The 15,247-nt window shown below is 47.4% G+C and carries 15 protein-coding genes; 10 read left to right on the top strand and 5 right to left on the bottom strand.

Annotated features, from left to right (window positions below):
* Positions 1-3 precede the first annotated feature (3 nt).
* Complete coding sequence (locus RIC29_10495; GenBank protein ID MEQ8735342.1) at positions 4-381, bottom strand: helix-turn-helix domain-containing protein; 378 nt, start codon at positions 379-381, stop codon at positions 4-6.
* A gap of 346 nt (positions 382-727) precedes the next feature.
* Here RIC29_10495 and hisB point away from each other — a divergent pair, with 346 nt between their 5' ends.
* From hisB to RIC29_10465, 6 genes are all read left to right on the top strand, one after another.
* Entirely contained in the window at positions 728-1,315 is a 588-nt protein-coding gene (gene hisB, locus RIC29_10490) for an imidazoleglycerol-phosphate dehydratase HisB (protein MEQ8735341.1), read from the top strand.
* A gap of 65 nt (positions 1,316-1,380) precedes the next feature.
* The gene (gene hisH, locus RIC29_10485; GenBank protein ID MEQ8735340.1) at positions 1,381-2,040 is read left to right on the top strand and encodes an imidazole glycerol phosphate synthase subunit HisH; all 660 of its coding nucleotides are present in this window, start codon (positions 1,381-1,383) and stop codon (positions 2,038-2,040) included.
* A 2-nt stretch (positions 2,041-2,042) separates the two neighbouring features.
* On the top strand, positions 2,043-2,783 hold the full coding sequence (gene hisA / locus RIC29_10480) for a 1-(5-phosphoribosyl)-5-[(5-phosphoribosylamino)methylideneamino]imidazole-4-carboxamide isomerase (GenBank protein MEQ8735339.1): 741 nt from the start codon (positions 2,043-2,045) through the stop codon (positions 2,781-2,783).
* A gap of 10 nt (positions 2,784-2,793) precedes the next feature.
* A complete protein-coding gene (gene hisF, locus RIC29_10475; GenBank protein MEQ8735338.1) occupies positions 2,794-3,579 on the top strand; it encodes an imidazole glycerol phosphate synthase subunit HisF in 786 nt (261 codons plus the stop codon).
* Positions 3,576-3,920 carry a phosphoribosyl-ATP diphosphatase gene (hisE, locus tag RIC29_10470; GenBank protein MEQ8735337.1) on the top strand — a complete coding sequence of 115 codons (345 nt, stop codon included), beginning with the start codon at positions 3,576-3,578 and terminating at the stop codon, positions 3,918-3,920. The genes hisF and hisE overlap by 4 nt, the downstream gene beginning before the upstream one ends.
* 28 nt (positions 3,921-3,948) lie before the next feature.
* Positions 3,949-4,305, top strand: a complete 357-nt coding sequence (locus RIC29_10465; protein ID MEQ8735336.1) for a histidine triad nucleotide-binding protein — start codon at positions 3,949-3,951, stop codon at positions 4,303-4,305.
* Positions 4,306-4,315: 10 nt separating this feature from the next.
* On the opposite strand, the gene RIC29_10460 is transcribed toward RIC29_10465, so the two are convergent.
* The gene (locus tag RIC29_10460) at positions 4,316-5,011 is read right to left on the bottom strand and encodes a hypothetical protein (protein ID MEQ8735335.1); all 696 of its coding nucleotides are present in this window, start codon (positions 5,009-5,011) and stop codon (positions 4,316-4,318) included.
* Between the two features lie 57 nt (positions 5,012-5,068).
* Between RIC29_10460 and RIC29_10455 the strand changes: the two genes are divergently transcribed.
* Both RIC29_10455 and RIC29_10450 read left to right on the top strand, forming a co-directional pair.
* A complete protein-coding gene (locus tag RIC29_10455) occupies positions 5,069-7,918 on the top strand; it encodes an AMP-binding protein (GenBank protein ID MEQ8735334.1) in 2,850 nt (949 codons plus the stop codon).
* A gap of 152 nt (positions 7,919-8,070) precedes the next feature.
* Complete coding sequence (locus RIC29_10450; protein MEQ8735333.1) at positions 8,071-9,240, top strand: FAD-dependent monooxygenase; 1,170 nt, start codon at positions 8,071-8,073, stop codon at positions 9,238-9,240.
* A 52-nt stretch (positions 9,241-9,292) separates the two neighbouring features.
* Here RIC29_10450 and RIC29_10445 read toward each other — a convergent pair whose 3' ends face one another.
* Positions 9,293-10,813: a YifB family Mg chelatase-like AAA ATPase gene (locus RIC29_10445; protein MEQ8735332.1), complete on the bottom strand. Its 1,521-nt coding sequence runs from the start codon at positions 10,811-10,813 to the stop codon at positions 9,293-9,295.
* 326 nt (positions 10,814-11,139) lie between these two features.
* Here RIC29_10445 and RIC29_10440 point away from each other — a divergent pair, with 326 nt between their 5' ends.
* On the top strand, positions 11,140-12,426 hold the full coding sequence (locus tag RIC29_10440) for a circularly permuted type 2 ATP-grasp protein (protein MEQ8735331.1): 1,287 nt from the start codon (positions 11,140-11,142) through the stop codon (positions 12,424-12,426).
* Positions 12,423-13,364, top strand: coding sequence for an alpha-E domain-containing protein (locus tag RIC29_10435; protein ID MEQ8735330.1), 942 nt, complete (start codon positions 12,423-12,425; stop codon positions 13,362-13,364). Before RIC29_10440 ends, RIC29_10435 begins: the two co-directional genes overlap by 4 nt.
* 9 nt (positions 13,365-13,373) lie before the next feature.
* On the opposite strand, the gene RIC29_10430 is transcribed toward RIC29_10435, so the two are convergent.
* Together RIC29_10430 and gshB are read right to left on the bottom strand one after the other, a co-directional pair.
* A complete protein-coding gene (locus tag RIC29_10430) occupies positions 13,374-14,210 on the bottom strand; it encodes a mechanosensitive ion channel (protein ID MEQ8735329.1) in 837 nt (278 codons plus the stop codon).
* 73 nt (positions 14,211-14,283) lie between these two features.
* The gene (gshB, locus tag RIC29_10425; GenBank protein MEQ8735328.1) at positions 14,284-15,222 is read right to left on the bottom strand and encodes a glutathione synthase; all 939 of its coding nucleotides are present in this window, start codon (positions 15,220-15,222) and stop codon (positions 14,284-14,286) included.
* Between the last annotated feature and the right edge of the window lie 25 nt (positions 15,223-15,247).

Genomic DNA, 15,247 nt, shown 5'->3' with positions numbered 1-15,247 from the left:
AGTTTATTCGCGTTTTGACATATTGATCAAAAGGTCGAGTACGTTGCGGCGCAAGTCTCCGCTATGTAACCGCCAATACGCCCGAACCAATTCTAATGTTTCAGTCCGTTGCATCGGATCATCATCAAAACCAGCTTGAGCATCTGATAGCCCCTCACCTGTTCTTGGTTCTGGGGTTGTTCGACCAGTTGTAACCTCGTCGCCAATATCCTCGAAGAAGTAGGAGATTGGACAATCAAGGACCCTGGAGATGTCATAAAGGCGGGACGCACTTACACGGTTGTGACCGCTTTCATATTTTTGGACTTGTTGAAAAGTTACGCCGATATCTCCAGCCAGTTGTTCTTGGCTTATTCTCAACAGAGTACGACGGAGTTTCACCCGTCGCCCCACATGTATGTCTATTGGATCAGGTGCTCCCGCCCTCGCGCCAGGCGGTCTACCTCGTCTATTTGCTGCCATTGTGTTCACTGCTTGTTGTTCCATTTACTTTTTATTTTGATTTTTAGACTGTTTTATTTGTTGGGCCTACGTCATAGACCTATAACCATTGTAACTTCTCCACCTCAGCGTGTCCCCCTCAATTAGGTGAAACACTACTCAATTGCAGGTTATGTGAGGTGTAACTGTGTATAAAATGAGGCGGTAAAACGCCTTTTCGTCTCGGTGGCTTTGGCGTAAATGAACTGCTAAAACGTCGCAGACACAAGAAAAAAGGGGCGTCTCCATGCGTGAGGCAACGGTAAGTCGGAAGACAAAAGAGACTGAAATTTCCGTCACAGTGAATCTGGACGGAAACGGTCATTATGCGGTCGCGACTGGAATAGGGTTTCTCGATCACATGCTTGAACAGCTGTCTCGTCACAGTTTGATAGATTTGACCGTTGAAGCGAAAGGAGATCTCCACATTGATTTTCACCACACGACAGAAGATGTCGGGATATGTATTGGAGAAGCAGTCGCGCAAGCGCTAGGAGATCGCACCGGAATCACGCGCTATGGTTCTGCTCAAATCCCTATGGATGAGACGCTCACAGAAGTCGCGCTCGACCTATCCAATCGTCCATATTTGATCTGGAAGGTGGATTTTTCAAAGCCGAAGTTGGGCGATATGGATACCGAGCTTTTTAAGGAGTGGTTTCAAGCGTTTGCACAAGCCGCTGGCGTAACACTCCATGTGTGGAATAAGTACGGAGAGAACAACCATCATATTGTTGAATCCTGCTTTAAAGGGCTCGCGCGCGCCTTGCGCACCGCAATTGAGATTGATGGTCGTAAGGCCGATGCGGTTCCTTCCACAAAGGGTAAGCTCTAAGCCAATTCACACGCTGGCCGATGTAAAGGTGGATCAGTTCTGGGACTGGTTCAGAAAAATTCATGATGCAAGTCGTCATCGTTGATTATGGATCGGGGAACCTAAGATCCGCAGCCAAAGCATTTGAGCGTGCGGCCTCCGAATCAGAAATTTCTGCATCAATCGTTGTGAGTTCTGATGCTCATCACGTTGAGACTGCAGATAGAGTTGTTTTGCCCGGTGTCGGTGCCTTCGCGGACTGTAAGGCTGGTTTAGAACGTGTTGATGGACTTCATCAGGCATTAGAGAAGGCTGTCATCGACAAAGGACGGCCGTTTTTTGGCATTTGTGTTGGCATGCAACTGATGGCGACAAAGGGGTTCGAGCATGGCGAAAGTGCGGGCCTCGATTGGATCGCCGGCAAAGTCGTTGCCTTAACCCCAGATGCTAGCGCTGGCCCGGACGGAACAGGAGCCCGTATTCCCCATATGGGTTGGAATCGTCTAAATTTGTTATCTGCACATCCGGTGCTAGATGGCTTGGGTAAAGATCCATACGCCTATTTTGTGCACAGCTACCATGTCATGTGCGACGCTCCAGAGATGACTTTGGCAACCGTTGATTATGGCCAAAAAGTCACTGCCGCTATTGGTCGTGACAACATGTTTGGAACGCAATTCCATCCGGAAAAGAGTCAGCTTTTAGGTTTGCGACTCATCAGCAATTTTTTGAAGTGGACGCCTTAAGAATGACCCACGTTGACTTGTATCCGGCTATTGATCTGAAAGACGGGGTCTGCGTGCGTTTGGCTCAAGGTGATATGAACCGGGCGACTGTTTTTAACGATAATCCAGCGCAACAAGCCAAAGCATTTCAAGACGCTGGCGCAAATTGGATTCACGTTGTGGATTTAAATGGTGCCTTTGCGGGCAAGCCAGTAAACGCTGAAGCTGTTGAATCGATTTTGCGCACTGTAACGGTTCCGGTTCAGCTTGGTGGCGGCATCAGAGACTTTGATATGGTGACTCATTGGTTGACGACGGGTGTTAATCGCATTGTGCTCGGGACGGCTGCTTTAAAGGATCCGGATTTAGTGCGTCAGGCGTGTAAAGAATTTCCTGGGCATATCGCCGTTGGTATTGATGCGCGTGGCGGCTGGGTTGCTGTGGAAGGATGGGCTGAGTCTTCTGATGTAACAGCCGTTGAGTTGGCACGTCGGTTTGAGGATGCAGGCGTCTCTGTCATTATTCACACAGACATTGACCGTGACGGGGTGCTCGGTGGACCCAATCTCAATGCATCTGCTGATCTCGCGGACGCAGTAAATATTCCTATTATCGTCTCTGGTGGCGTCGCCTCTTTGGAAGATATAGGCGCGATAAAGCGTAGAGCGATAAAATCTCCAGGCTTAGTTGGTGTTATTTCAGGCCGTGCTCTTTATGACGGCCGTATAGATCTTGCTGAAGCCATCTCACTGCTAGAAGAGTAACCCCGTCGTTATGTTAACTGTGCGCGTTATTCCCTGCCTCGACGTTAAAGATGGTCGCGTTGTTAAAGGCGTTAACTTTGTTGGCCTGCGTGATGCAGGCGACCCTGTTGAGCAAGCTCAAGTTTACGATGCTGCGGGAGCAGATGAGTTGTGTTTTCTTGATATTACGGCAAGCCATGAAAACCGAGACACATTCTACGATGTTGTTGCACGCACGGCAGAGCATTGTTTTATGCCGGTTACCGTTGGTGGTGGCGTCAGGACAGTTGATGACATTCGCAAATTATTACTTGCCGGGGCAGATAAGGTATCTATCAACACAGCTGCCGTTCATCGGCCAGAATTTGTGAGGGAAGCGGCAGAAAAATTCGGCAGCCAGTGCATTGTCGTTGCGGTTGATCCCAAGTCTGTTGCGCCAGGACGCTATGAAATTTTCACCCATGGGGGCCGCACGGCTACCGGCATTGACGCCATTGAATGGGTTAAGCGTATGGCAGAGTATGGGGCAGGAGAAATTCTCCTCACCTCAATGGATCGAGACGGTACGCGAGATGGATACGATATTCCTTTAACACGCGCTGTTTCTGATGCTGTGCACTTACCGGTGATTGCTTCAGGTGGCGTTGGCACTCTGGATCACATGATAGCTGGCGTTCGCGAAGGTCATGCCACTGCTGTTCTCGCTGCGTCTATATTTCATTTTGGTGAATACTCAGTGGGGGATGCCAAAGCTCACCTCGCTGCTGCAGGTTTGCCGGTCAGACCCATAACCGCATCACGCTTGGAGACAAAATGAGTAAAAAAAAGGACAGCGTAGTAACAGTTGATGCTGCGATACTAGAGCGTCTCTATGATGTTCTTGTGAGTCGCAAGACAGCGGATCCTGAGACGTCGTATACGGCAAAGATGTATGCAAAGGGTGTAACTAAAATTGCGCAAAAAGTCGGCGAGGAAGGTGTTGAAACGGCACTTGCGGCTGTCGCTGAAGGTCGTGATGAGTTGTTAAATGAAAGTGCCGATCTGCTCTATATGCTGTTGCTCTTGTGGGCGGCGAAAGATGTTAAGCCTGCTGATGTCTTTGCCGTTTTAGATCATCGTTTTGGTGAATCGGGTATTCGCCAGAAAGACAAAATCTAAATCCAGCTTAGTGTAATCAGGGTGCTATATGTCGGACTATGATGACAATAATATTTTTGCCAAAATCCTTCGTGGCGAAATACCAAATACGACAGTATTCGAAGATGACCACACTTTGGCATTTGAAGACATTTCTCCCCAAGCGCCGGTTCATGTTTTGGTTATCCCCAAAGGGCCCTATAAGTCTTTAAACGCGTTTACTGATACGGCGTCTGATATTGAAGTCGTGGCGCTTAATCGTGCTGTATTAAAGGTTGCGGAAATCAAAGGCGTTAAAGATTCAGGCTATCGTACATTTGTAAACACGGGCGTTGATGGCGGACAAGAAGTGCCGCATCTTCATATCCATGTCTGTGGAGGCAAAGCGCTCGGGCCGCTCTTTTAGCCGGACTTCTTCAGTTAGATTCAAACTCACAAGGATGATCTTCTGATTTTGGCACACACACGATGGAGGTTGTCAAAAAAGCCACACCATCGTTTACCGACTCTATTGCAATCTCTGGTCCATCTTGGGCAAATGCCGGTGTGCGCCAAATACGACTTAATACATAAAGCGAAGATTGACCTTGAATGGCCTTGGTATACTGGGTTTCCCCAGAGCCTTTCCCTTCACCTGATTTAATGTAACGGCACCCGAGCGTCCAAAACGCACTGGGGTAGCCATTGTTTAAACCAGATTGCAATGACCCCTCTACAACCCCAGTACAGCGGTTGCGGTTTTGCCCTTGCGTCCGACGCTGAATGGCATCCAAGGGTAAGTCATTTAAATTGTTATAAACTTGAAGCTGTATTTTATCCTGCCAGGACGTTGCAGATTGGTCAGTTGGCACATATTCCACCACCTCGATAGATTCTCTACTGCGGTAGACTTCTTTCCAACCCGATGGGAACAACGGCATGAGAAGCCGTTCGGAAGCCACCGGTTTAAGGTCTGGCTGTGTTTGAGCCTGTGCGCATGGAACGTGTAATGCACCAAAGGCCAAAAGGGTCAAAAAAACTCTATGCATACCCTCACACTTAACTGTCAGTAATTGATGGTGCAAGAGGGTAAAGGGAAGGGCTTTGAAAGTAAGATCTCTTAATTTTATCATGTTAAAGAGGCCTTAATCCGTCAAAGTTAGAATTTTCAAAGCCAAATGTGTAGTGCTGTGACTAGCTCTAAATTAGTTTTCAATGATCTGACTGAGGTGCCGGTGAATACTGATAAGCATTTCAACCAGCAAACGAGCTTGGTTGCCCGTGTTCTTACTAATCTTCAGTCCTGCAATGGCGAAGCTTTTCTAAGATACGTCTCGACCGATTCTAGCATTGAAGAACTCAGCTATAAGGAATTCTTTCTTAAAGCGCTGGTTACTGCCTCTTTATTTGATAAATTCAAAGTGCCCCATGGCGCGACGGTCGTGTCTGTTTTATCTAACCCAAAAGATGTTTTTCTTTTTGAAGCAGCGGCTTTGCTGACGGGGCGCGTCCCTATTATATCGGCACATCCATCTGCAAAGCTGTCAGTTAACGACTTTGCTCGTACGCTATTACCGCTCATCGACAATGCTGAGCCAGCTCTCATTGTTGGAGATCCCGATTATTGTAGCTTCATAAGCTTGGCAATTGGTCGGCGTGTTGCAAGTCTTGAGGATATTGATGTTCCTGATTCTCTCCCTCAGATCATAGAAAATTCTAATCCACCGCTTTTCATTCAATACAGCTCAGGAACGACGGGCACAAAAAAAGGTGTTCCCATATCGCTCGACCAACTTCTTTGGCAAGTTGATACCTACAGCTCAGTCATTGGCCTTAAGAAAGAGGACCATATCGTTAGCTGGCTTCCCTTTTATCATGACATGGGATTTATCACTGCACTGCTTCTACCACTTTTAACTGGCACTAAAGTAACCTTGATTTCACCGTTTGATTGGGTCAAGTCCCCCATAATGCTGATGAGTGTAATATCTCGTGACAAAGGCACTTTGTGTTGGCTTCCGAATTTCGCCTACAATTTTTTGGCCCAAGCTGCCCGTCGTTTTAAACAGCTTAATTTAGACCTTTCAGAATTGCGTGGCGTCGTAAACTGCTCAGAACCTGTTCTGGACGCTAGCCATAGAATTTTTTCTGAGACGTTTGAACCTCATGGTCTAAGGCGTTCAGCCCTTGCAACATCCTATGCCATGGCAGAAACAACTTTTGCCATCACGTCTGGCGGATTCAACCATCCTTACAAAATTGACAAAGTTGATCGGCGGGCGCTTCGCATTAATGAGTACGTTGTCCCTGGGGCAGATAATCTTGTCTCATCTGGAGTTATCTTGCCCGGCACAAATGTGAAAATTCTTGGAACGGATAATACAGAGTTAGATGACAGAAAAGTGGGGGAAATCGTTGTCAGTAGCCCTTCGACCATGAGCGGTTATTTTAAGAATGTGTTTGCAAGTATTGAGGCTCAAATAGACGGTTTTTTTAGAACAGGAGATTTAGGCTACCGCGATGGAGAACACCTCTTTGTAACAGGTCGACTTAAAGATGTAATCATAACGGCGGGGCGGAACATTTATCCTCAAGATATTGAGTATGTTGTTAATGATATCCAAGGTGTGATCCCAGGCCGTTGCGTCGTGATAGGGGTTGATGATGATGTTCGAGGTACAGAAAATCTCGTTGTTATTGCTGAAACGAAGATAGTTGAAAAATTAGAGCGTGAGGCCCTTGCCCATAAAATTGGAAATGATGTTACGGCTCTATTCGATGTTGCGCTTTCAGATGTTTTCTTGGTCGCACCAAAATGGCTTAAGAAATCCACTTCAGGTAAAATCGCACGCGGTCAAAACAAAGACCGTTACATATTGGAAAAACCTAAAGAGCGTTTTTTATTATCTCGGAATATCTCTACAGAAAAAGATCGTATACGAAAGTGCATTGAAGATGTCATTGGTGTTTGGATTGAGGATGAAGAAGCGCCGCTGCTAACTTCTGGAAAAATAGACTCACTCGCACTTACAACTCTGATGGTGGCGATTGAAGAGGAATTTGATAAGCCAATGCCAATGCCAGATGATGTTGGATATGATGCTTATGATACTATCGTCCGCATAAACCTTCTCACCAAAAAATCACACCTACCAAAGTCCAAGCCTTTCAAATTAGTTACGGACCGCAGAACTAAAGCTGACTACCTTCTTGATGGTCATCGTAATTTTGACACTGTGATTTTGGGATCCTCACGCACGTATATGTTGCAGGCTAGAAGAGCGTTTGATTTTGGATTAAAGGCATTCAATTTCTCAGTCGCGATGGGTAAAGCAGAAGACTACTATTGTATGGCAAATTTTATGGCAGAGACTTCAAATTTGCCTTTGAAACTAGTCATTATTGGTGTCGACCCTACTGATTTTATGTCGGAAGCGCCGTTAGACAGGCGTCTTGTCCGTGCCCCAAAATTAGCAAAGTATCTCGAAGAAAATGACTTAAGCGGTCAAGGGCGTTTTGTAGTCGCTGATCCAGACGGGGACATTGCGATGAGCAAACAAATAGAGATGCACTATCGCGAATTTGACATAGATGCTCGGTTTGATCGGGAAAATGGGGACGTTACCTACGTTTGGAAATTAGATGTTCCGAACTTGAAGATGTTTAACTACTCTTATGACGATTCAAGACTTGCAAAGCACATAATGTTTGCAAACAGATGCGAAACACTTCACGAGGGCAGGTTGTATTATTTTGAAAAATTTATCCGCTTTGTTAATTCAATTAGTTGTGAACTTATTATCTACTCAAACCCGCTTCATTCTAAATTGCTAGAAGCCCTTGCCAAAAAAACACCCTATGCGGTTCGTCAACGTGAATTGTTTGATTGGATCTCGCATATTACAGAGGGTAAGGCGAAGGTTATAGAAACGTCGACAGCAGCTGACTTCGGTGGATATGATCAAGACTATTTAGATGGCAGCCATATGGGGCGTGTTAACGGTGACATTCTATTCGAATATCTAATGAAGCAAAGTTGATCTAAATCCTATCTTTTTAAAGACTAATTTCTGACGACAAACGCTCAGAGCGTGCCTCCGCATTTACCGGCCAGTGATCAAATGAGCAAGGGCAGCCTTGTTGATGACTACAGTTCTGCGTACTTTCTATTGACTAAAATAGGAGAAAATTGATGCGTGATATTTCAGTTTCTGTAATCGGAGCTGGTATGGGTGGGCTTACGGCAGCTTTGGCCCTGCAGAAGCTGGGGTTCAAAGTTCGTGTGTATGAACAAGCGCCAGAGCTTGGAGAGGTCGGTGCGGGCCTGACCATCAGTCCAAACGCCACTCGCGCGTTGGAATTTGTTGGTCTTGGACCCTTTATGGCTGAGGCGGCAGATAAGCCGAGCGCGGGTGCTTTGGTTCATTATCGCACGGGTGAAGCGCTTACGCGCACGCAACGCGATGGTAGTTTTAAAGACACCTATGGAGCCGAGTATTATCAAATACACCGCGCTGACCTGCATGACGCTTTAGTCGCAGCTGTGCGCGCCCATGATGAAGAGGCCATACTTCTCAACCATGCATTTGAACATCTTGAGCAAGATGAAAATGGTGTGACGGCCTCATTCAAGAATGGCAATAAAGTCTCCAGTGATGTTCTCATCGGTGCTGATGGATCACGCTCTGCGGTGCGCGGTTCCATCATAGATACGGTTCAACCGAAGTTTACCGGGCAGGCCGCATTTCGGGGGATGGTGCCGGCAGAGGCGGTTGAGCCGTATATGACGATTGCGAACTCAACCACCACAATGGGCCCGGGGCATATTTTTACACGCTACTATTTGCGCCACGAGAAGATCGTCAATGTTGTCGGCATCGCGAAGACCGATGCCTGGAAAGAAGAAGGGTGGTCTATTCCAGCAACCCGAGAAGAGTTTTTGACGGAGTATCAAGGATGGAACGAGAACGTCATTGGCATTATCAACGCGATTCCAAAAGATAAACTCTTTAAATGGGCCTTGTTTGATCGCGATCCGATTCCTGAGTGGACAGTTGGCCGCGCCACATTGCTGGGCGATGCAGCCCATCCGATGCTCCCGTTCCTGGGTATGGGGGCAGCTATGGCGCTAGAAGATGGCGTTGTCCTGGCCCGGTGTCTTGAAAAATATGAGACACCTGCTGAAGCATTCGCGGCGTATGAAGACGCACGAAAAGAACGCACGAAAGGTGTGTTGCTAGACTCTCGCAAACAGGGGGTTTGGTATCAAACCTCCGACCCGGATAACTTCACGGGCTTTGCGAGCACCGGCGAACTGCGGATGTCTCTGATGGGGTATGATCCGGCAACCGTTGCAGTTTAATAGCGGTAAGAAACCTCAGTCTCTATAAATCTATCCATAAAATATTGAGAAATCACCCTCTGCTGGGTGCCAGCCGACGGTAACTAAGGGCTTCCGCAATATGCAGGCGTTTCACATCTGCAACGCCCTCTAAATCAGCTAAGGTTCGCGCGACACGTAGAATGCGATGATAGCCACGGGCTGAGAGATGCATTTTCTCTGCAGCTTGAGTGAGTAATACCCGCCCCTCTTGATCGGGGGACGCCATGTGCTCCAACGCTTCGCCATCAACCTGTGCATTACAAGTGACATTGTCTAAAGACATCTCTGAAAAGCGCTTTCTCTGGATCATCCGTGCTGTTGTTACTCTGCTAGCAACGGCCATAGAGCTTTCGCTTGGTGGCGGCGTTGAAAGATCCAGTGGATCAACAGCAGGTACATCAACATGTAAATCGATGCGGTCAAACATTGGCCCTGATATTTTGCTTTGATAGTCCTCGGCACACCTCGGTGCCTTTGAGCATGCAAGTCCCGGATTGTCTAAGTACCCACATCTACAAGGATTCATAGCGGCAATCAGTTGAAACTTTGCCGGATAAGTAATGTGCGCATTTGCTCTTGCAACCACCGCCCGACCCGACTCTAAAGGTTGACGCAGGGCTTCTAGTGCCTGGCGGCTAAACTCTGGCAGTTCATCTAAAAATAAAACGCCATTGTGTGCCAAGCTGATTTCACCAGGCTTGACCTTCATTCCACCGCCTATCAATGCTGGGACCGAAGCTGAATGATGTGGATCGCGAAATGGTCGTACAGATAAAACAGCTCCCTCCGTGAGTTGCCCAGCAACAGAATGAATCATTGAAAGTTCTAAAGCCTCTGCAGCACTTAACGGGGGTAGTAACCCCGGTAGTCGACTTGCGAGCATAGATTTTCCAGCACCAGGAGGACCAACAAGTAAAATGTTATGGCCACCAGCAGCTGCAACTTCCAGAGCGCGTTTTGCCGTTTCTTGGCCTTTGACGTCTTTTAGATCAGGCACCATAGGTCGAGATTTTGGTGCGACCGGTTTTGGAGATGGAAGAGGACTCGTACCTTTGAAATGATTAATCAACGCCAGCAATGACTCTGCAGCAAGGACTTCGGCTCCCCCAGCCCAGGCGGCTTCGCTGCCTTGAGCGCCTGGGCAAATAAGGCCTTTGTCGGCGGCGTTGGCTGCTATAGCTGCCGGTAAAACACCTGCAACTGAAGCTATGCCACCATCTAACCCAAGCTCCCCGAGGACCACATAGCCGTCTATTTCTTCCCTGGGCAACACGTCCATGGCTACCAGAAGCCCGGCGGCGATTGGCAGGTCAAAGTGGCTGCCTTCTTTCTGCACATCAGCCGGCGCTAGATTGACGGTGATCCGCTTTGGTGGAAGGGCTAGGCCGATAGCGCCGAGGGAGGCTCGCACACGTTCTCTGCTTTCGGCGACAGCCTTGTCTGGTAAGCCGACGATGTTGAAGGCGGGTAGACCTCCGGATATGGCGACCTGTACCTGAATCGGCAAAACGTCAATTCCAGCAAAGGCAACAGTTCTGACTATAGCAACCACAAGAACCTCTTCTCTGCCGGGCGCGGTGATCGGTCTGCCATCTTACCGGGCAACGGTATGAATTGCATTATAGTCCCCATCCTGATGTTTAATGAGTATGTGCGATAAAATATGGCCACCGTGACTTTTGGTAGCGTAATGGGCTAAAAGGAATGGTAGCTTAGATTTAAACTCAAACAGTGAGGGTCGCTATCACGGCTATAAAAGCATTCGATGAAATGCGTAATGGCTCGCGTATACGGGCTCCATACGTTGATTATGCTAAATTCTTGCGGCAGCGCAGATCAATTGATCGTATAGCGCAGCGCCATGCCCAGGCGGATGATATGTTTCGTCGCCTTGGCATAACCTTTGCTGTCTATGGTCAAGAAGACCAAGATGAACGCCTCATCCCCTTCGATGTGGTCCCCCGTATTATTTCCAAACCGGAATGGGACGGCTTGTCCTTAGGTGTTTGCCAGCGTGTAAGCGCGCTAAATAAATTTATTCATGACGTTTACCATTCGCAGCAAATTTTCAAGGCTGGTAAAGTTCCGCGCGCTCTTCTCAAAAACAATGATGAATATTGCGCTGCGATGAAAGGCTTTACTCCGCCTGGCGGGGTTTACAGTCATATTTCCGGCGTTGATTTGGTTCGTACGAGCGAAGACGAGTTTTACGTTCTTGAGGATAATCTCCGATGTCCGTCAGGGGTCTCTTACATGATGGAAAACAGGAGCGTTATGGCGCGACTTTTTCCTGACCTATTTGACCGGATGCCGGTCGCACCTGTGAATCACTATCCAAGCGAGCTCCTCTCTACCCTTTTATCGACAGCACCAGAAGGTATCGCTGATCCAACAGCTGTATTGCTGACGCCTGGTCGGTTTAACTCAGCCTATTTTGAGCATGCATTTCTTGCCGATGAAATGGGCATTGAACTGGTTGAGGGGAATGATCTTTACGTTCGCAAAAATCATGTTTTTATGCGGACAATCGCAGGGCCGCAACGCGTTGATGTCATCTATCGTCGTATCAATGATGATTTTTTGGACCCCAAGGTCTTCAATAAAGATTCTATGCTTGGTGTTCCGGGTTTATTTCAGGCTTATCGCAGCGGCAACGTGACAATAGCCAATGCTGTTGGCAATGGAATCGCTGATGACAAAGCGGTTTATGATTATGTTCCAGAAATGATCCAGTATTATCTGGATGAGGAGCCCATCCTTAAGAACGTTCCGACCTATCACCTTAAAAACAAAAAACAACGCGACGAGGTGCTAGATAAAATAATGACTATGGTCATTAAAGAGGTTCATGGCGCTGGCGGCTACGGTATGTTGGTAGGGCCAAAATCAACCAAGAAAGAGCGTGATGCCTATATTCGTAAAGTCATGGCGCGGCCCAGCAATTATATTGCTCAACCAGCATTGGCTCTTTCAACATGCCCGACATTTGATGGCAATAAATTAAGCCCGAGGCATGTAGACCTCAGGCCTTATGTCTTAACCGGCCGTGATGGTCCAACCGTCGTGCCCGGTGGATTGACGCGCGTGGCCTTAAAAAAGGGCTCGCTGGTTGTGAATTCATCGCAAGGCGGCGGCACAAAAGATACATGGGTGCTGACGAAATGACTCTTCTGTCACGCACAGCCAATAACTTGTATTGGTTCGGTCGCTACGTTGAGCGTGCTGAGAACACAGCCCGTCTTCTTGATGTCACTTATCGCATGAGCCAATTGCCAGACCCAAGTCTTGCGCCCAATGCAGAATGGATTGCGGCGTTGGAGATGGTTGGCCAACGCAAAGAGTTCGACAAAAGATTTAAGCGTTTAAATCAGCACAAGGTGATAGAATTTCTTTCCATAGATGAAAAAAATCCATCAAGTATTAAAAGTACGCTTCGTGCAGCTCGAGAGAATGCGCGCGCAGAACGGAATTCAATTCCAACTGAGGTTTTCGAAAGTCTTAACGCCGCTTGGATCGGCATGAAAACAGTAGATAGTAAATCCCTTGAGGACGGTAATTGCCGAGATTTCTTTGATTGGGTTAAAGACAAAGTCCACGCGCTTCGCGGCTTAACCTATGGCGTGATGCTGCAAAAAGAGGCTTTTCAGTTCTACCGTATCGGTACATTTATGGAGCGCGCCGACAATACAGCGCGTTTGGTTGATGTTAAATTTACGGTTCTCTCTGTGCGAAACCGAAACGATAAAATCGAAGATTATTACCGCTGGGGGGCTTTGCTTCGGTCATTGTCGGCCTTGAAGTCTTATCGCATGGTGTATCGGGATACTGTACGCCCGATGCAAGTGGTTGAATTACTGCTGACCAACCCAGATTTCCCACGTTCCATTGCGCACTGTACAAACATTGTCTCAGATACGCTTGAAAACCTCGGGCCAGATACGCGCAGTGCGTTTCTTGCAAAACGCTTGCATCAGCAGTTTGCCAAAGAAAGCGTAGACAAAGTTATCCGCACTAAAACTGTACACACTGTCCTTGAAGAATTTACGGCAGCAATTGCCACACTTTCAGATCAGATCGCTAAAGACTTCTTATTAGAAGCGTAAACATGTTTGTCATTCGCTCTGCTTGTTAATGTGATGCACAACGGTTTGTGGGAAGGGAATCTCTATACCTTCACGGTCAAACGCTTCTTTGAATGATTTTGTAAGATCAAATTTCACACCCCAGTAATCTGGAGCGTTGGTCCACATCCGAACAATGATATTCACGGAGCTATCAGCTAATTCCCCGACCGCAAAAAATGGTTCTGGGTCGTCGTGTATGCGGTTATCCGCCGCAATAATCTCTGACATTGTTTTGATGGCCTGGTCTATGCTTGAGCCGTAGCCGATGCCCATGACCATATCTACCCGGCGCGTTGTGTTTCCCGAGAAATTTTTGATTGTGTCACCCCAGACTGCACCATTGGGCACGATAACTTTAACGTTGTCAGGCGTTGCCAGCTCTGTTGTGAACAATGTTATATCTTTAACGGTTCCAGAAACGCCGGCTGTATCTACAAAATCCCCCACCTTAAAGGGCCGGAACATAATCAGCATGACGCCGCTGGCGACATTTGCAAGCGTGCCTTGCAGCGATAATCCGATGGCGAGACCTAGCGCACCTAACACCGCCACAAAACTTGTGGTTTCTACGCCGAAGCGTGAGAGGACGGCGATAAATGTAAAAACCAAAACCGCATACTTGGCCACCGACGCAAAGAAAGATGTCAGCGTCGCATCAATCTTGTTTGATCTTTCCCCTGCTTTTCGTATTGAACTGGCAACTCTACCTGAGACGACCCAGCCGATAATCAGTATGACGACAGCGCCAACGACAGATAATCCATATGTTGTAATGACTGTCATGCCAGCTTCGATGGCTTCTACCATTTGCTTCTCAAGTTCCATATTTCCTCTCTTATCTCTAACTGAGCGTGATTGCGTTTTAGAGATGCGGATAAGTTTTTATTGTTTTGCGTTATTACAGTTTTTCTTCAATCGCGTCCCAAATCTGTGCCTCTATGCACACGTCATCAAAGCGATTTATTTCTTGCAGTCCTGTTGGTGATGTCACGTTGATCTCTGTGAGATATCCGCCAATAACGTCAATCCCAACAAATATTAATCCCTGCTCTTTTAAGGAGGGACCAATTGCTTCGCAAAGTTCTTGTTCCCGCGCGGTGAGTTTTGATTTTTCTGGGCGCCCACCAACATGCATATTTGATCTGGCTTCTCCAGCGGCAGGAACACGATTAATCGCGCCAGCAACTTCGCCGTCAACAAGGATAATGCGTTTATCGCCCTCACGTACGGCCGCGACGTATTTTTGCACGATCATTGGCTCACGAAAATTCAAAGTGAACATTTCAACAAGCGATGCAAGATTCTCATCGCCTGGAGATATATGGAACACGCCAGCACCGCCATTGCCATACAACGGTTTAATAATAATGTCTTGATGTTCTAACCGGAATTTTTTGATTTCTTCGGGGTCCGACGTGATTAGCGTTGGCGGCATCACGCCTTCAAAGTGCGTCACGAATAGCTTTTCGGGAGCATTTCTAACACTCACTGGATTGTTGACGACAAGCGTGTCATCGGCGATGTGCTCCAGAATATGTGTTGCGGTTATGTACGCCATATCGAACGGCGGATCTTGTCGCATCAAAATCACATCCATCAGAGACAAATCGATCTCTTGTGTTTCGCCGAACGTGAAGTGATTTCCTTTTTCACGGCGAACTTCTAAAGCATTGGCTTTCGCAATCACGCGACCATCACGAAAGGACAGACGATTAGGTAGGTAATGAAAAAGCCCAAAACCACGTTTCTGTGCCTCAAGCGCCATTACAAATGTTGAATCACCGTTGATATCTATCCCGTCCATAGGGTCCATTTGTATGGCTACTGCAAGTGTCATGATTTAATCCTTTGAGCTCTTTGCC

This window comes from Rhodospirillaceae bacterium (assembly GCA_040219235.1).
Classification (GTDB): Bacteria; Pseudomonadota; Alphaproteobacteria; order Rhodospirillales; family Rhodospirillaceae; genus WLXB01.
The sequence above is the reverse complement of the archived record's forward strand: the minus strand, read 5'-3'. Positions and strand labels throughout refer to the sequence as shown.